The sequence below is a fragment of the Pseudomonas sp. S2_C11 genome, assembly GCF_054668395.1.
Window position 1 is genome coordinate 4,026,648 of sequence record NZ_CP162765.1, and the last position, 17,909, is coordinate 4,044,556.

The following is a 17,909-nucleotide window of genomic DNA, read 5'->3' on the forward strand; positions in this document are numbered from 1 at the left end:
GGCGTCCGGCACATCGCAGAAGAGATCACAGCTGCCGTCACCGACAGGATTGCGCCAATCATGCCGCCTGGCGCAGGCGCTGACCAGTCACTGTTCAAATCTCGATATCGACCCACAAGCCCTGACGCGGCTGATCGTCTATCAGCGGCACCACCGGCACGGTGTTATCGGCATTGAGCTCAGTGCCCGGCACGGCCAGATGCTCTTCCGGATCCTCATCGGCCTCGCGACGTCGGCGGTCACGTTCCTGTTGGCGGCGCTGTTCTTCTCGCGCCAGCAGACGATCCTCTTCCGGATCACGCTTCTGCAGATCGATCGTGCTTTCGTTGGAGCTTTCCTGCACCGGCACCACCGGCGGGATGTCCGGCCGCTGTCGGATCGGATCCTGCTGGGAAGTGATCGGCACGGCGCTCAAGGGGAGCATCGGTGGCAACATATAAAGGTCTCCTGTCTGCAGGCTATCGGCTGGGGTGCAGGCGCCTTGAGCCGCCTGTCGTAATTGTGTGATGCACCTCGCACCCGAAGGAGCTGCCGCAGGCTGCGATCTTTCATGGGACAACGCAAAACCCAAGTGTTCCCACAGATCAAAAGATCGCAGCCTTCGGCAGCTCCTACGCCAGTAATCTTTGGCCCTGAAGCCCTCATTCCGTTAAGATAGCCCGCTTTTTCAAGGTGGGAGTCAGGCAGCATGGCGCAGCAGTATCAACCGGGGCAACGCTGGATCAGTGACAGCGAAGCAGAGCTTGGTTTAGGCACCGTTCTGGCACAGGACGGCCGCTTGCTGACCGTGCTTTACCCGGCCACTGGCGAAACCCGCCAGTACGCGCTACGGAATGCGCCCCTGACCCGCGTGCGGTTTTCGCCGGGCGACTCCATCACCCATTTCGAAGGCTGGAAGATGACCGTGCAGCAGGTCGACGACGTCGACGGGCTGATGGTCTATCACGGCCTCAACGGGCAGAACGAAGTCGTCACCCTGCCGGAAACCCAGCTGTCGAACTTCATTCAGTTCCGTCTGGCCAGCGACCGTCTGTTCGCCGGGCAGATCGACCCGCTGCCGTGGTTCTCCCTGCGCTACAACACCCTTGAACACACCAGCCGCCAGTTGCAGTCCTCGCTGTGGGGCCTGGGTGGCGTGCGTGCGCAACCGATCGCGCACCAGCTGCACATCGCCCGCGAAGTCGCCGACCGTATCGCCCCGCGCGTATTGCTGGCGGACGAAGTAGGTCTGGGTAAAACCATCGAGGCCGGTCTGGTGATCCATCGCCAACTGCTCTCGGGCCGCGCCAATCGCGTGCTGATTCTGGTCCCGGAAAACCTCCAGCATCAGTGGCTGGTGGAGATGCGCCGCCGTTTCAATCTGCAGGTCGCGCTGTTCGACGAAGAACGCTTTATCGAAAGCGATGCCACCAACCCGTTCGAAGACACGCAACTGGCGCTGGTCGCGCTGGAGTGGCTGGTCGACGACGAGAAGGCGCAGGACGCCTTGTTCGCTGCCGGTTGGGACCTGATGGTGGTGGACGAAGCGCATCACCTGGTCTGGCATGAAGACAAGGCCAGCGCGGAATATTCGCTGGTCGAGCAACTGGCCGAAGTGATTCCCGGCGTGCTGCTGCTCACCGCCACCCCGGAACAACTCGGTCAGGACAGCCACTTCGCCCGTCTGCGCCTGCTCGACCCGAATCGTTTCCACGACCTGGCCGCGTTCCGCGCCGAGAGCGACAACTATCGCCCGGTCGCCGAAGCCGTGCAGGAACTGCTCGACAAGGGCCGTCTCTCGGCCGAAGCGCACAAGACCATTCACGGTTTCCTCGGCAACGAAGGTGAAGCCCTGCTCACCGCCGTCAACGATGGCGACACTGAAGCCAGCGCCCGCCTCGTCCGTGAGCTGCTCGATCGCCACGGCACCGGTCGCGTGCTGTTCCGTAATACCCGCGCGGCCGTGCAGGGTTTCCCGGAGCGCAAACTGCATCCGTACCCGTTGCCGTGCCCGGACGAATACCTCGAACTGCCGCTGGGCGAACATGCCGAGCTGTACCCGGAAGTCAGCTTCCAGGCCCAGCCGGAAGCCAGTGAAGAAGAGCGCTGGTGGAAATTCGACCCGCGCGTGGAGTGGCTGATCGATCAGCTGAAAATGCTCAAGCGCACCAAGGTGCTGGTGATCTGCGCCCACGCCGAAACCGCGATGGACCTGGAAGACGCGTTGCGCGTGCGTTCCGGCATCCCGGCCACGGTGTTCCACGAAGGCATGAACATCCTTGAGCGTGACCGCGCCGCCGCCTACTTCGCTGATGAAGAGTTCGGCGCGCAAGTGCTGATCTGCTCGGAAATCGGCAGTGAAGGTCGCAACTTCCAGTTCGCTCACCATCTGGTGCTGTTCGATCTGCCGTCGCACCCGGACCTGCTCGAGCAGCGCATCGGCCGTCTCGACCGGATCGGCCAGAAACACATCATCGAACTGCACGTGCCGTACCTGGAAACCAGCCCGCAAGAGCGCCTGTTCCAGTGGTACCACGAAGCGCTCAACGCCTTCCTCAACACCTGCCCGACCGGCAACGCCTTGCAGCATCAGTTCGGCCCACGCCTGCTGCCGCTGCTTGAAGAAGCCGATGACGGCGAATGGCAAGCGCTGATCGACGAAGCACGCGCCGAGCGTGAGCGTCTCGAAGCCGAGCTGCACACCGGTCGCGACCGTCTGCTGGAACTGAATTCCGGCGGCGCTGGCGAAGGTGAAGCGCTGGTCGAGGCGATTCTCGAGCAGGACGATCAGTTCGCCCTGCCGATCTACATGGAAACCCTGTTCGACGCGTTCGGCATCGACAGCGAAGACCATTCGGAAAACGCCCTGATCCTCAAGCCGAGCGAGAAGATGCTCGACGCCAGTTTCCCGCTGGGCGACGACGAAGGCGTGACCATCACTTACGACCGCAACCAGGCGCTGTCGCGCGAAGACATGCAGTTCATCACCTGGGAACACCCGATGGTGCAGGGCGGCATGGATCTGGTGCTGTCCGGTTCGATGGGCAACACCGCCGTCGCGCTGATCAAGAACAAGGCGCTGAAACCAGGCACCGTGTTGCTGGAATTGCTCTACGTCAGCGAAGTGGTCGCACCGCGCTCGCTGCAACTGGGTCGCTACCTGCCACCGGCGGCGCTGCGTTGCCTGCTCGATGCCAATGGCAACGACTTGTCGCCACGGGTGTCGTTCGAAACCCTCAACGATCAGCTGGAAAGCGTGCCCCGCGCCAGCGCCAACAAGTTCATCCAGGCTCAGCGCGATCAGTTGACGCCACGGATCAACGCCGGCGAAGAAAAGATCGCCCCGCGTCACGCCGAGCGCGTGGCCGAAGCGCGCCGCCGTCTGGCCGCCGACACCGACGAAGAACTGGCGCGCCTGACCGCGTTGCAAGCGGTCAACCCGACCGTGCGCGACAGCGAACTGGAGGCGTTGCGCACTCAGCGTGAGCAGGGTCTGGCGATGCTCGACAAAGCGGCGTTGCGCCTGGAAGCGATTCGGGTGCTGGTGGCGGGCTAACCGCCCCGCTCCACCGCTGAAAACCAAGAGGCCCGCAGTGATGCGGGCCGATCGTTCCCACGCTCTGCGTGGGAATGCAGCCCGGGACGCTCCGCGTCCCTACCAAAGCTTGAACGCAGAGCGTCCCTTGAGGCATTCCCACGCAGAGCGTGGGAACGATCATGTGGGAGCGAGCCTGCTCGCGAAAACGGTCAGGCAGTCGCCGCAGAAATTTCAGGCTCAATCACCGCCACCAACCCCTCCTTCATCCGCTGTGCATCGCGAACAAAACACCGCGATGCCAGGAACAGAAAGACCATGGTCAGGAACAGCGCCACCGGGATCAGGTACATCGCGTCGTGCAGGCCGACAGCCTTGAACGCTTCGGTCATCTGCTCAGCCCCTGCCGCCAGCATCGCCGTGTGCGCGAAGTGATCCGACAGCCCACCCACGACCACCGGCCCCAACCCGCCGCCGAGCAGATACAGACCGGCGAAGAACAACGCCATCGCCGTCGCCCGCAGGCGAGGTTCGACGACGTCCTGAATCGCCGTGTACACGCAGGTATAGAAGTTGTAAGCGAACAGCCAGCCAACGCTGAACACCGCGACGAACACGCCGATCTCAATGCGCCCGGCATGCAGCGCCCAGGCTGTGCACAACGTCGAAATGATCAGACTGAACGCGGCGAACAACAGCCGCCCACTGGCGAAACGCTGATGGATCTTGTCGGCGATCCAGCCGCCAAGGGTCAGCCCGACCAGTCCGGTGACGCCGACGATCACGCCCGTGGCCACCGCTGCCTCCTGCAACGGCATGAGGAAATAGCGTTGCAGCATCGGCACCAGAAACGAGTTGCAGGCATAGGTCGCGAAGTTGAAGCACAGCCCGGCCATCACCAGCCACAGGAAGGTCGGCACAGCGAGAACGCGGCGGATAGGCCTGTCGACTTTCTCTTGCGAGACCTGCACGGTTTCAGCCGCGCCGCGTTTCGGCTCTTTGATGAAGAACATGAACACCGCGAGGATCAGCCCCGGCACGGCGGCGATGAAGAACGGCGCGCGCCAGCTGTCGAAGGCCTTGACCATCGCGCCGATGGTGAAGAACGCCAGCAGCAGCCCCAGCGGCAGGCCAAGCATGAAAATACCCATCGCCCGCGCCCGACGGTGCGCCGGAAACAGATCGCCGATCAGCGAGTTGGCCGCTGGTGCATAACTGGCTTCGCCGATGCCGATACCCATGCGCACGATCAAAAAGCTCCAGAAACTGCCGACCATACCGTTGACCGCAGTCAGCGCACTCCAGGTGGCCAGGCCCCAGCCCATCAGTTTGCTGCGTGAACCGGTATCGGCCATGCGCCCGAGTGGCAGGCCGGCAATGGCGTAAACGATGGTGAACGCGGTGCCGATGATGCCCAGCTGAAAGTCGCTGAGGTGCCATTCCATGCGGATCGGTTCGATGATGATCGCCGGGATGGTGCGGTCGAAGAAATTGAACAGGTTGGCGAGGAACAGCAGGAACAGAATGCGCCAGGCATTCGCCGCTTGGGTCGAGTTCTGCATGGGTCCGTCTCTTTATTGTTATGAGGGCTTCACTGCCAGCGCGTCGAGCCCGGAACCTGCAATCTAGTCAGCCGCACGGGGGCTGTCTGTCATCATTCGTCAGCCTGATATCGACCCATCGCACTGTAACGAAACGTAAGCCCTTGATAAGTCTGGAATCCCCCGCCATACGGGGCTTTCGCGGCAAAATCCGGCGACAAAAAAATAGTTTCGCGCCCCCCTTCCCAACGCCATGTCAAAGTCTAGAATGGCCGCCGGATCCGTCCGGATCTTCCGATCAATCCCTTTGATACCCCCGCCCATGTCCGAAGCCAGTCCGTGTCTGAATTGCGGTGCCTGCTGTTCCCATTTTCGTGTGTCTTTTTTCTGGGGTGAGTGCTCATCCTCTGGCGGGACGGTGCCCGATGAACTGGTCGCGCAGATCACCCCGAGCCGGGTGGCAATGATCGGCACCGATCGCAAACCGGCGCGTTGCATGTCCCTGGCGGGTGAGGTCGGCAGTGCCGTGGCCTGCACGATCTATGACAAGCGCTCGAGTACCTGCCGCGAGTTCGAGGCGTCGTGGGAGAACGGCGAACACAACCCGGACTGCGACAAGGCCCGCGCTGCCCACGGCCTGCCGCCCTTGCCGCCACACTGGAATAATCTGCCGCTGGAGCGCATTGCCTGAGCCTTAGCGCAAATCGCTATGAGGCTAATGGCAAAATCATTACCACCAATGTGCCACTACGCCTTGCAGCGTGAAAACCGCCTCTATACTCCATCCATTCGCCTGCGTTGATTGACGCACGGGCCAGATGAATCCGAGACGGGGCATGCTATGGAGTGGCTTGGTTTGCAGTTTGTTGCCGAGCTGCCGGCGAGCGGGCAGATTCTCCTCGATTGCAGCCACAACCCTTTGTTGGTGATGGTGGCCTATCTGGTCGCCTGCGCGGCGAGTTTCGCCACCCTGGACATGGCAGAGCGCCTGGTACATGCCGAAGATCCGGGGTCGCGGCGCATCTGGCGCTGGATCGGCGCGACCTGCCTGGCCGGCGGCATCTGGGCCATGCACTTCATCGGCATGCTGGCCTTCCAGACCCCCATCGATATTCAGTACGACCTCGGCATCACCCTCTTGTCGTTACTGATCGCTCTGCTCGCCTCGTGGCTGGCCATGCACACTCTCAGTGAGGTGCAGCCGAGCGCGCTGCATTGCCTGAAGACCGCATGTGTCATCGGTTTGGGCATCGCTGGCATGCATTACGTCGGCATGGCCGCGATGAAGTCGAGCGCCACCGCCTACTATCAGCCAGGGCTGTTCGCGCTGTCGGTGCTGATTGCCATCGGCGCCAGTTTCACCGCGCTGTGGGTGGCGCGCTATCTCAGCGAAGGCAGCGGCGTCGCGCATCAATTGCTCAAGTACAGCGCGGCGCTGATTCTTGGCGCCGGCATCATCAGCATGCACTTCACCGGCATGGCTGCGCTGGATCTGGTGCTTCCCGAAGGTGCCCTGGCAGCGAGCGGCAGTGACACCGGGCATTTGCAACTTGGCCTGACCGTGGCGCTGATCATCCTGTTGATTCTCGGCAGTGCGATCAGCGCCGCCCTCGCCGACAAGAAGCTGCAGAACAAGGAAAACGACCTGCGCCGGGTCAACGCCCTTCTCAGCCAGCTCGATCAGGCGCGCATGTCCCTGCAGCAAGCGGCCAATTACGACGCGCTGACCAATCTGATCAACCGCCGTGGTTTCAACCAGATGTTCGCCGAAAAACTCAACCAGAAAGCCAGCGAGGGCGGCATGCTCGCGGTGATGTTTCTCGACATCGACCACTTCAAGCGCATCAACGATAGCCTCGGCCATGATGCCGGTGACGCGCTGCTCAAAGTCATCGCCCAGCACATCAAAAGCTCGGTGCGCAGCCACGAAGACGTGGTCGCGCGGTTCGGCGGCGACGAGTTTTGCATCCTCATCAGCCTGCGCGACCGCGAAGAGGCGCGCGGTATGGCGCAGCGCATCATGCACAAGATGAAAGAGCCGATCGAACTGGCCGGCCGGCGCATGGTGATGACCACCAGCATCGGCATCAGCCTGTTTCCCGAAGACGGCACTACCTGCGAAGAGCTGCTCAAACACGCCGACCTGGCCCTGTACCAATCCAAAGGCGCCGGGCGCAACGGTCTGCACTTCTTCAATTCCAGCCTGAAGACCCGCGCCAGTTTCGAGCTGCAACTGGAAGAAGAACTGCGCAGTGCGCTACGGCAAGACAACGCGCTGATGCTCTACTACCAGCCGATCTTCGAAGTGAAAACCGGACGCGTGACCAAGCTCGAGGCGCTGATTCGCTGGCAGCATCCGGTTCACGGTTTGCTCACACCGGATCGCTTCATAGGTATCGCCGAGAACAACGGTTTGATCGCCGAACTGGACAATTGGGTGCTGCGCCGCGCCTGCAAGGATCTTGGCGAGCTGTCGCGGCATGGTTGTGCCGAATTGAAAATCGCCTGGAACTGCTCGCCGCTGAATCTGGCGCGCGAAGAGCTGGCCGAGGAGATTGAGCACGCCTTGCACACGGCGGGCGTTGCCCCGGAACGCCTGGAACTGGAGGTCACCGAAAACGCCTTGATGGGCAATATCGCCGACACTCTGGTGCTGCTGCGGCAAATCCGCGCCCTCGGTGTGTCGCTGTCGATCGATGATTTCGGCACCGGCTATTCGTCGCTGGCCTACCTCAAGCGCCTGCCGCTGAACACCCTGAAAATCGACCGCTCGTTCATCCTCGACATTCCCACCGCCACGGCGGACATGGAGATCGTGCAGGCGATCATCGTCATGGCCCACACCCTGCATCTGCAGGTGGTCACCGAGGGCGTCGAGAGCCTGGAGCAATATGAGTTTCTCGAACGTTCGGGCTGCGACTTCATTCAGGGTTATCTGCTCAGCCGCCCGGTGCCGCTGGACGAATTGCGCGCGGTGCTCGATGAAATCAACCAGCGCAAACCCGTGCTCGGGGTCAATCCGTTGAGTCTGGCGCGCGATACATTTGCACCAGCGTCGCTGGATCCTTCGCTAAAAAGCCTTGCGCCCCATGCAGGCGCATCAACTGTGCGGCCAATCCGCTGATTGGCGTCGCCGAGCCCTGCTCGCGGGAAAATTTCACTGCTGTGTCGAGATCCTTGAGCAGCGTGCGCACGTGCCACTTGACCGGTTCGAAACGGCTCTCGGCCATTTGCGGGGCAAGTATCTGCAAGGGCTTGGAATCAGCAAAGCCACCGGCCAGCGCCTCGGCGATCAGACTGGCATCGACCCCGGCCTGTTCGGCCAACGCCACCACTTCGGCAATCACCAGCGCATTGCACGCGACGATCATCTGGTTGCAGGCCTTGGTCACCTGGCCGGCGCCAACGCCGCCCATGTGCGTGACGCGCTGACCGAGGCTGAGCAGCACCGGGCGTACGCGCTCAAGATCTGCCGCTGCACCACCAACCATGATCGCCAGACTGCCGGCCTCGGCGCCCACCACGCCGCCGGACACTGGTGAATCGAGCCAGCCCATGGCGGTTTTCTCGGCCAGCGCTGCGGCCATCTCGCGAGTCGCGGTCGGTTCAAGACTGGAGAAATCCACCAATAGCTGGCCGTTTTTCGCACCTTCGGCAACACCGCCAGTGCCAAACACCACTTCACGCACCACGGCGGTATCGGCCAGGCACAGCATAACGATGTCGGCGTGTGCGCACAGTTCGGCGGGGCTCGATACCTGGCGGGCGCCGGCCGCAACCAGCGGTGCGCACTTGTCCGGGTTGCGGTTCCACACCGCCAGCGGGTAACCCGCCGCCAGCAGACGCCGGCACATCGGCAGGCCCATCAGGCCGATTCCGGCAAACCCCAACGAAGGTAGCGTTGACATCATTTCGCCTCTTTTCGATTAAAGATCACCGAATCATGGCCGATTCATCAACGATCAGGAAAGGATTCCGCCCGGCGATCAGACCAGCCAGCACTACGACGCCCGGGCCGTATTCGCGCACACAAGACGCGAGATCTTATTCCGTGAGGTTCGCCGGCACTGTTCGGCGGGCCAACCCAGTCCAGGTAAATGGCGCACCATGACCTCTAAAAACAACCCCGCCAGTGCAACAGCCGATCTGACCCTGAGCCCCGCCGCGAACAGCGCGTCATCATCCAGGCCGACGCCGCCTTCGCGTCCGCTGTCGACCCAGCAATACCTGTACTTCACCGAAACCAACACTGACCGCATCCTCGATAACCTCGACGGCCTGCGCGATTCGGTGTTCCCGCGCCCGGCGCATCAGGAAGGCGACAACGAGCAGCACAACGACCAGGAATTTCCCTCGGTGTGCCTGATCGGCCTCGGTCGCTGCGGCTCCAACATCGCCCTCGACGTGGCGGAGCTGGTGTACAACGCGCGCAAGTTCTACCTCAACGAATTCAACAACGAAGACCGCCCGAGCGACCGACGCCTGGCCGACAAGGGCTACAGCCCAGCGCAGTGGATCAAGAACAATCTGCGCATCGGCACCAGCAAATCGACCAAACCGGTGTTTCTGGTCGAACCGCTGGTGATGCTTGGCGACCTCGACAAGGACATCGCCGGGCGCATCCGTTTCTCGCGCAAGGGCGAGAAAAGCGGCTTCCTGCGCGACTACAGCAAAATGAAGATCATGGACTTGTCCGAAGTCCACGCCGGTGGCGCCGGTAACGCGCCGATCCTCGGCCAGTATCTGGCGAAGATCATCCTCAACAAGGATACCCAGCGCTTCTCCAGCCCCGACTGGAAAATGATCCACTCGTACCTGATCGACAGCTGCGGAATCAAGGCCAACCAGTCGCGCCTGTATTTCTCGATCTTCAGTGCCGGCGGCGGTACCGGTTCGGGCATGGCCTCGGAGTTCGGTCTGGCGCAGCAGCACTCGTACATGAACAAGACCTTCGACACCAAGCCGATGGACGAGCATGACGGCAAGAGCGGTCATTCGTTTGTCTTTGAGCCGATCTTCACCAGCGGCATCTGCGTGCTGCCGAACATTTCCGACCACCGCAGCGAAATGTCCGAGGCGCTGCACATCAACGCCGGGCGCCTGCTGTGCAAATACCTGTCGGAGGAATGGGATTTCTCCTACAACTTCGCCAACGAAGACAGCAGCGAAGCCAGCGTGATGGGGCGTATCCGCCCGTGGAACGCGATGATGCTGATCTCCAACGACATCATGCGTTACGCCGAAGAAAGCGATGACGGCAACATCCAGAACATTGATGTCAATGCCATGGAGAAGCACGCCAACCAGTACATCTCGCAACAGATCTTCAACATTCTGACGGCGCAGGCAGTCACCACCGACTACGACCAGAACTACTTCCGCCGCGCCGGCATCGACATCGGCGAAACCATCCGCCTGGACGCCAACGACCTGTTCATGAGTCTGGCCGGGCCAGTGGCGATTGCCTACGCCGAATCGGTAGTCCCGGAAACTCCGCCGCCGAGCAGCGACAAGTTCAAGGTCTTCGATAAAGAGCCGCAGCGCCTGAACATCGACGACCTGTTCTTCCGTTCGATCGACCTGCCGCACTTCAACAAGGTCACTCAGGCCATCGAAGGCATCAGCCTGCTGCCGATCGAATCCAAGCGTTATCGCGCTTCGCTTGAGCAGTACAAGAATTCCGGCTACGACGCCGCCGCGCTGCACGATTTGCACTTCTTCAAGAATTGCTCGTCGGTGGTCTCGATCGTCTCGCTGCCGAAAGACTACAAACTGTCGTACATGGATCTGAACCGGTTGAAGACCCACCTCAACAGCCTGTTCCCCAACACCACGCTCAAGCGCTATGCGCTGGTGATCGGCGCTTCGGCCAACCTGTCGCTGACCACCCTGATCGCCAAGAGCCCGTGCCTGTCGGACGACTTCCTCACGCTGATCGTGGCGTTCATCAAGCGCTGCTTCGCGAAGAATCCGTACCGTTTCGACGAGACGCTGGATAACTCGATTCTCGACTTCATCATTCAGGAAGACTTCGACGAGGAGCGGATCGACGACCTGCTCAACGAATTCGAAAACCCGGCGAAGATCCTCGATACCAACTGGTACGCGATCAAACCGATGTACGAGAAAAAGTATCGCGAGCTGATCAACGATAAAGACAAGTTCGTCTCGATCAATGACATCCGCCTGTCGCGTGATTGCGTGAAGAAGTCGATCAAGTACCTGCGCGAGATCTACCGCCACCGGATTGGCAAAACCAAGGTCATTTCGCTGAATAACCATACCGGGAAGACGTTCTCGGTCTGATCCAGCAGCGAGTCGCTCCATTCGCGAGCAGGCTCGCTCCCACAGGAAAGTGCATTCCGGTGTGGGAGCGAGCCTGCTCGCGAAGGCGCCCTCAACCTCACCGACAAATTCAGCTTACGAACATCCAGAAACAATTAAGCAACCCTCAGGCCGCTCAATAAACTGTTCCCGTTACGTTTACGTCACCGTGAGGCGTGGCGATTCTCCACGGCAAGGTGCCATCACGCTACTCCGCTACACACTTGCGGCGCGGCAATCGAGGCACCAAAAGAGTGCAGGCAATTAAACGGCCGCCCTTTCCTGGATCAGAATCCACGGCGAAACCACCACGGCCCACAGCTGCGGATCACGTTCGAAAATATCCAGCGCCCGCGTTTCAGACAGCTTGGCGACCTTGTCGTCGGCCAGCCAGGCCGCGACTTTCTCGCCTTCATCCGAGGCCACGGCCTCAGCGGCGGCGATCAAATCCAGGTCAGGGTCGACCCACAATAGGGCACCCTTGGCGAAGAACGGCTCCAGCTCTTTCCAGGTAATAGATGCCGTTTCACCAAGCAGCTTGGCATAGAGGGTGCTAGGTTCTTGATTCATGGGAGCTGTCCGGAAAAGAAATCGACGCGAATGATAACGTCGGTGGTCCGTCAGAAAAACCCGGTTGCAAATCGCTGCACCGAACGAAAAGAGCAGGAACGCCAGGGAATGCTGCCTTTTGGGATATATGCCCCCGATTGCTCCGCCGCAATTCTGTCTCTTTCATTCAAAAATGCGACACCTCCAAGTTTTGCCCCGTGGCGCCCGCTTCCCAGTTGATCAAGCGGCGCTCTACACTGTACCGGTACAGTTGCCGGGGCATTTTCCGGAGGGTATCGCAAAGATATCTGACCCGGTTCTGCTGCTACGGCGCCAGAACTCTAAAAAATACAACAGTAAGAGTGGAGCACTATGACTAAGGCTACTAAGCAGATTTCCAAACTGTTTGCCGCTATGGTTCTGGCCGGGGTTGCCAGCCATTCGTTCGCAGCTGACACCATCAAAATCGGTATCGCCGGTCCTAAAACCGGTCCAGTAGCCCAGTACGGCGACATGCAGTTCAGTGGCGCGAAGATGGCCATCGAGCAGATCAACGCCAAGGGCGGCGTCGACGGCAAGAAACTCGAAGCCGTTGAATACGACGATGCCTGCGATCCGAAACAAGCGGTAGCGGTAGCGAACAAGGTCGTCAACGACGGCGTCAAGTTTGTGGTCGGTCACCTGTGCTCCAGCTCCACTCAGCCCGCTTCGGACATCTACGAAGACGAAGGCGTGATCATGATCACCCCGGCTGCCACCAGCCCGGACATCACCGCCCGTGGCTACAAAATGATCTTCCGCACCATCGGTCTCGACAGCGCCCAAGGCCCTGCCGCCGGCAACTACATCGCCGATCACGTGAAACCGAAAGTGGTTGGCGTGCTGCACGACAAACAGCAGTACGGTGAAGGCATCGCCACCGCCGTCAAATCGACCCTCGAGAAGAAAGGCACCAAGGTTGCCGTCTTCGAAGGCGTCAACGCCGGCGACAAAGACTTCTCCGCCATCATCGCCAAGCTCAAGCAAGCCGGCGTCGACTTCGTCTACTACGGCGGCTACCACCCGGAGCTGGGTCTGATCCTGCGTCAGGCTCAGGAAAAAGGCCTGAAAGCCCGCTTCATGGGTCCGGAAGGCGTGGGTAACGACTCGATCACCCAGATCGCCAAGGATGCGTCCGAAGGCCTGCTGGTGACCCTGCCGAAATCCTTCGACCAGGATCCGGCCAACGTTGCCCTGGCTGACGCGTTCAAGGCCAAGAAGGAAGATCCGAGCGGTCCGTTCGTGTTCCCGTCCTACTCGGCAGTGACCGTGATTGCCGAAGGCATCAAGGCGGCCAAGTCCGAAGACGCTACCAAAGTGGCTGAAGCCATCCACGCCGGTTCGTTCAAGACCCCGACCGGCGACCTGAGCTTCGACGACAAAGGCGACCTGAAGGACTTCAAATTTGTCGTGTACGAGTGGCACAACGGCAAACCTAAAACCGAAGTTTCGCCTCAGTAAGGCCTTGCCCGACTGACTGCCAATAAAGCCCACGGCGTGCCGTGGGCTTTGTTTTGCGAATGTATGGGCCGCGCTGGCGTGATCCGCCAGTCTGCCCACCTGAAAATCTCAAAACCGTCATCAGCGGTTCGCTGGCAAAACCCGGATTCGAAGTGGATAGAGATCCACGGGGCCGGGCGGGAAAATGACTCCACCAGTGAAATGCGTACAGGTTTTTAGGAGCGCTGTAATGCCTGACCTCTATCACTTCTTCCAACAGCTGGTTAACGGCCTCAACGTTGGCAGCATGTATGCCCTGATCGCCATCGGCTACACGATGGTCTACGGCATCATTGGAATGATCAACTTCGCCCACGGCGAGGTGTACATGATCGGTTCCTACGTGGCCTTCATCGCCATCGCCGGGCTGACCATGATGGGACTCGACAGTGTCCCGCTGTTGATGACTGCGGCGTTCATCGCCAGCATCGTCGTCACCAGTTCCTACGGTTACAGCATCGAACGGATCGCCTACCGTCCCCTGCGCGGCAGCAACCGTCTGATCCCGCTGATTTCTGCCATCGGTATGTCGATCTTCCTGCAGAACACCGTTCTGCTGGCGCAAGATTCCAAGGACAAAGCTATCCCCAACCTGATCCCGGGCAACTTCGCCTTCGGTCCGGGTGGCGCACAAGAAGTGCTGATTTCCTACATGCAGATCGTGGTGTTCGTGGTGACCCTGATCGCCATGCTCGGCCTGACCCTGTTCATCTCCCGTTCCCGCCTGGGCCGCGCCTGCCGCGCCTGTGCCGAGGACATCAAGATGGCCAACCTGCTCGGCATCAACACCAACAACATCATCGCCCTGACCTTCGTCATCGGTGCTGCGCTGGCGGCGGTCGCTGCGGTGCTGCTGAGCATGCAATACGGCGTGATCAACCCCAACGCCGGTTTCCTCGTCGGCCTCAAGGCCTTCACCGCTGCGGTACTGGGCGGCATCGGCAGCATCCCCGGGGCAATGCTCGGCGGCTTGGTGCTCGGTGTAGCGGAAGCGTTCGGTGCCGATATCTTCGGTGACCAGTACAAGGACGTCGTTGCGTTCGGCCTGCTGGTTCTGGTGCTGTTGTTCCGTCCGACCGGCATTCTGGGCCGTCCGGAGGTTGAGAAAGTATGACTAGGAATCTTAAACAGGCACTGTTCAGTGCCTTGCTGGTGTGGGCGGTGGCCTACCCGGTACTGGGTCTGAAACTGACCATCGTCGGCATCAATCTGGAAGTGCACAACACCAGCCCTGCGGTACTTGCGACCATCGCGATCTGCTCGGTGCTGATGTTCCTGCGCGTGCTGTTCAACCAGCAGATCAGCAAGGCCTGGCGCTCCTCGCCGGGCATGCCGTTGATCCCGGCCAAGGCCAGCAACTTCCTGACCCTGCCAACCACCCAGCGCTATTTCATCATTGCGCTGATTCTGATCGCCCTGGTCTGGCCGTTCTTCGGCTCCCGTGGCGCGGTGGATATCGCAACGCTGATCCTGATCTACGTGATGCTCGGCCTGGGCCTGAACATCGTCGTCGGTTTGGCCGGTCTGCTTGACCTGGGTTACGTCGGTTTCTACGCCGTCGGCGCCTACAGCTACGCGCTGCTGTCGCATTACTACGGTTTGAGCTTCTGGATCTGCCTGCCGATTGCCGGCCTGATGGCGGCGACGTTCGGCTTCCTGCTGGGCTTCCCGGTGTTGCGTCTGCGCGGCGACTATCTGGCGATCGTGACCTTGGGTTTCGGCGAAATCATCCGTCTGTTCCTGCGTAACCTGACCGACATCACCGGTGGCCCGAACGGCATCAGCAACATCGAAAAACCGACGTTCTTCGGCCTGACCTTCGAGCGCAAAGCCGCCGAAGGCCTGCAGACGTTCCACGAGTATTTCGGCCTGCAATACAACTCGATCAACAAGGTGATCTTCCTTTACCTGGTTGCGCTGTTGCTCGCACTGGCCGCGCTGTTCGTGATCAACCGTCTGCTGCGCATGCCGATCGGCCGTGCGTGGGAAGCACTGCGTGAAGACGAAATCGCCTGCCGCGCGCTGGGCCTGAACCCGACCGTGATCAAGCTCTCCGCCTTCACCCTGGGCGCTGCGTTCGCCGGTTTCGCCGGCAGCTTCTTCGCCGCACGTCAGGGCCTGGTGACGCCCGAGTCGTTCACCTTCATCGAGTCGGCGATCATCCTTGCCATCGTCGTATTGGGTGGCATGGGCTCGCAATTGGGTGTGATTCTGGCGGCGATCGTGATGATCCTGTTGCCGGAAATGATGCGTGAGTTCAGCGAGTACCGCATGTTGATGTTCGGTGCGCTGATGGTGCTGATGATGATCTGGCGTCCACAAGGTCTGCTGCCGATGCAACGCCCACACATGGAGTTGCGCAAATGAGCCGCGAGATCCTTAAAGTCGAAAATCTGAGCATGCGCTTCGGCGGTTTGCTGGCGGTCAACGGCGTGGCGCTGACCGTCAAGGAAAAACAGGTGGTTGCCCTGATCGGCCCGAACGGCGCCGGCAAGACCACCGTGTTCAACTGCCTGACCGGTTTCTATCAGCCTACCGGCGGCAGCATCCTGCTCGACGGCGAGCCGATCCAGGGCCTGCCGGGCCACAAGATCGCCCTCAAAGGCGTGGTGCGTACCTTCCAGAACGTGCGTTTGTTCAAGGACATGACCGCGGTCGAGAACCTGTTGATCGCCCAGCACCGTCACTTGAACACCAACTTCCTGTCCGGCCTGTTCAAGACCCCGGCGTTCCGCAAAAGCGAGCGCGAGGCGATGGAATTTGCCGAGTACTGGCTGGAAAAGGTCAACCTCAAAGAGTTCGCCAACCGCACCGCCGGCACCCTCGCCTACGGCCAGCAACGGCGTCTGGAAATCGCCCGCTGCATGATGACCCGTCCGCGGATTCTCATGCTCGACGAACCGGCCGCCGGCCTGAACCCGAAGGAAACCGAAGACCTCAAGGCGCTGATCGGTGTGTTGCGCGAAGAGCACAACGTCACCGTGCTGCTGATTGAACACGACATGAAACTGGTCATGAGCATTTCCGACCACATCGTCGTGATCAATCAGGGCACGCCGCTGGCCGACGGTACGCCGGAACAGATCCGCGACAATCCTGAAGTGATCAAAGCCTACCTGGGGGAAGCGTAAATGCTGCAGTTCGAAAACGTTTCCACCTTCTACGGCAAGATTCAGGCCCTGCACAGCGTCAACGTCGAAGTCCGTCAGGGCGAGATCGTGACACTGATCGGCGCCAACGGTGCCGGCAAATCCACGCTGCTGATGACACTCTGCGGTTCGCCGCAGGCGCACAGCGGCAGCATCCGCTACATGGGTGAGGAACTGGTCGGCCAGGACTCGTCGCAGATCATGCGCAAGAGCATCGCCGTGGTCCCGGAAGGCCGTCGGGTGTTTGCCCGTCTGACCGTGGAAGAAAACCTGTCGATGGGCGGATTTTTCACCGACAAGGGCGACTATCAGGAACAGATGGACAAGGTCCTCGGACTTTTCCCACGCCTGAAAGAGCGTTTCAACCAGCGCGGCGGCACCATGTCCGGCGGCGAACAGCAGATGCTCGCTATCGGCCGTGCACTGATGAGCAAGCCCAAGCTGCTGCTGCTCGACGAGCCGTCGCTGGGTCTGGCGCCGATCATCATCCAGCAGATCTTCGACATCATCGAACAGCTGCGCAAGGACGGTGTGACGGTGTTCCTGGTCGAGCAGAACGCCAACCAGGCGCTGAAAATCGCTGACCGCGCCTACGTTCTGGAGAACGGCCGCGTGGTCATGCAAGGCACCGGTGAAGCGCTGCTGACCGACCCGAAAGTGCGCGAGGCGTACCTCGGCGGTTGAGTGTTATCGCTGCACAAAAAAACGGCCTTCGGGCCGTTTTTTATGCCCAAACGAAAAACACCGATCCTCTGTGGGAGCGAGCCTGCTCGCGAAAGCGATGTATCACGCACCAATAATGTTGAATGTCACACCGCCTTCGCGAGCAGGCTCGCTCCCACAGGGATACTGCTGAATCCGAAATTTTTTATAAATTTCTCGCCCCACCTGTAACGCATCCCGCCACCCGTTCTCTAGAGGGACAAGCAAGCGCAACAGCACTTGCAGAAACCCTGATAAACCTGGAGAAACATCATGACTGCGACTACCCGTACCCTGTCCGCCACCGCTCTGGTTCTGGCTCTCGGTTCCGCTCTGAGCATCGCCACTGTCTCCACCGCTCAGGCCGCTGATGCCAACATGGAAAAATGCTTCGGCGTAGCCCTCAAAGGCAAGAACGATTGCGCCGCAGGTGCCGGCACCACCTGCGCCGGCACGGCGAAAATGGACTATCAGGCCAACGCCTGGAAGCTCGTTCCGAAGGGCACCTGCGCCACCACCGAGAGCAAAACCTCGCCGACCGGTTTCGGTCAGCTCGAAGCCTTCAAAGCCAAGTCCTGATCCACGGCCTGC

14 protein-coding genes are annotated in these 17,909 nt (G+C 60.5%); 10 read left to right on the forward strand and 4 right to left on the reverse strand.

Features of this window, described 5'->3' with window-relative positions; genetic code table 11:
* Positions 1–94: 94 nt before the first annotated feature.
* Positions 95–436 (reverse strand): hypothetical protein, encoded by a 342-nt coding sequence (locus tag AB4N48_RS18255; protein WP_024011931.1) that lies wholly within the window; start codon positions 434–436, stop codon positions 95–97.
* A 252-nt stretch (positions 437–688) separates the two neighbouring features.
* On the opposite strand from AB4N48_RS18255, the gene rapA reads away from it, so the two are divergent.
* Entirely contained in the window at positions 689–3,535 is a 2,847-nt protein-coding gene (gene rapA / locus AB4N48_RS18260) for an RNA polymerase-associated protein RapA (protein WP_041478023.1), read from the forward strand.
* 191 nt (positions 3,536–3,726) lie between these two features.
* On the opposite strand, the gene AB4N48_RS18265 is transcribed toward rapA, so the two are convergent.
* Entirely contained in the window at positions 3,727–5,076 is a 1,350-nt protein-coding gene (locus tag AB4N48_RS18265; protein ID WP_460094135.1) for a spinster family MFS transporter, read from the reverse strand.
* 301 nt (positions 5,077–5,377) lie between these two features.
* On the opposite strand from AB4N48_RS18265, the gene AB4N48_RS18270 reads away from it, so the two are divergent.
* Positions 5,378–5,746 carry a YkgJ family cysteine cluster protein gene (locus AB4N48_RS18270; protein ID WP_252877612.1) on the forward strand — a complete coding sequence of 123 codons (369 nt, stop codon included), beginning with the start codon at positions 5,378–5,380 and terminating at the stop codon, positions 5,744–5,746.
* A gap of 150 nt (positions 5,747–5,896) precedes the next feature.
* Complete coding sequence (locus tag AB4N48_RS18275; RefSeq protein ID WP_460094137.1) at positions 5,897–8,179, forward strand: putative bifunctional diguanylate cyclase/phosphodiesterase; 2,283 nt, start codon at positions 5,897–5,899, stop codon at positions 8,177–8,179.
* Here AB4N48_RS18275 and AB4N48_RS18280 read toward each other — a convergent pair.
* Complete coding sequence (locus tag AB4N48_RS18280) at positions 8,070–8,966, reverse strand: NAD(P)-dependent oxidoreductase (protein WP_252887421.1); 897 nt, start codon at positions 8,964–8,966, stop codon at positions 8,070–8,072. The two genes, AB4N48_RS18275 and AB4N48_RS18280, sit on opposite strands and share 110 nt — an antisense overlap.
* A 196-nt stretch (positions 8,967–9,162) precedes the next feature.
* Between AB4N48_RS18280 and AB4N48_RS18285 the strand changes: the two genes are divergently transcribed.
* Positions 9,163–11,361 (forward strand): hypothetical protein, encoded by a 2,199-nt coding sequence (locus tag AB4N48_RS18285; RefSeq protein ID WP_150636431.1) that lies wholly within the window; start codon positions 9,163–9,165, stop codon positions 11,359–11,361.
* A gap of 282 nt (positions 11,362–11,643) precedes the next feature.
* Here AB4N48_RS18285 and AB4N48_RS18290 read toward each other — a convergent pair whose 3' ends face one another.
* On the reverse strand, positions 11,644–11,949 hold the full coding sequence (locus tag AB4N48_RS18290) for a DUF2288 domain-containing protein (RefSeq protein ID WP_016771353.1): 306 nt from the start codon (positions 11,947–11,949) through the stop codon (positions 11,644–11,646).
* A 351-nt stretch (positions 11,950–12,300) separates the two neighbouring features.
* On the opposite strand from AB4N48_RS18290, the gene AB4N48_RS18295 reads away from it, so the two are divergent.
* The 6 genes from AB4N48_RS18295 (at position 12,301) to AB4N48_RS18320 (ending at position 17,897) form a co-directional block, all read left to right on the forward strand.
* On the forward strand, positions 12,301–13,428 hold the full coding sequence (locus AB4N48_RS18295) for a branched-chain amino acid ABC transporter substrate-binding protein (protein ID WP_016771354.1): 1,128 nt from the start codon (positions 12,301–12,303) through the stop codon (positions 13,426–13,428).
* Positions 13,429–13,657: 229 nt separating this feature from the next.
* Complete coding sequence (gene livH, locus AB4N48_RS18300; RefSeq protein WP_016771355.1) at positions 13,658–14,581, forward strand: high-affinity branched-chain amino acid ABC transporter permease LivH; 924 nt, start codon at positions 13,658–13,660, stop codon at positions 14,579–14,581.
* Positions 14,578–15,834 carry a high-affinity branched-chain amino acid ABC transporter permease LivM gene (locus tag AB4N48_RS18305; RefSeq protein ID WP_016771356.1) on the forward strand — a complete coding sequence of 419 codons (1,257 nt, stop codon included), beginning with the start codon at positions 14,578–14,580 and terminating at the stop codon, positions 15,832–15,834. Before livH ends, AB4N48_RS18305 begins: the two co-directional genes overlap by 4 nt.
* Positions 15,831–16,598 (forward strand): high-affinity branched-chain amino acid ABC transporter ATP-binding protein LivG, encoded by a 768-nt coding sequence (gene livG / locus AB4N48_RS18310; RefSeq protein ID WP_016771357.1) that lies wholly within the window; start codon positions 15,831–15,833, stop codon positions 16,596–16,598. Before AB4N48_RS18305 ends, livG begins: the two co-directional genes overlap by 4 nt.
* Positions 16,599–17,300, forward strand: coding sequence for an ABC transporter ATP-binding protein (locus tag AB4N48_RS18315; RefSeq protein ID WP_003222380.1), 702 nt, complete (start codon positions 16,599–16,601; stop codon positions 17,298–17,300).
* 291 nt (positions 17,301–17,591) lie between these two features.
* Positions 17,592–17,897 (forward strand): BufA1 family periplasmic bufferin-type metallophore, encoded by a 306-nt coding sequence (locus tag AB4N48_RS18320; protein WP_041478029.1) that lies wholly within the window; start codon positions 17,592–17,594, stop codon positions 17,895–17,897.
* Positions 17,898–17,909 lie beyond the last annotated feature (12 nt).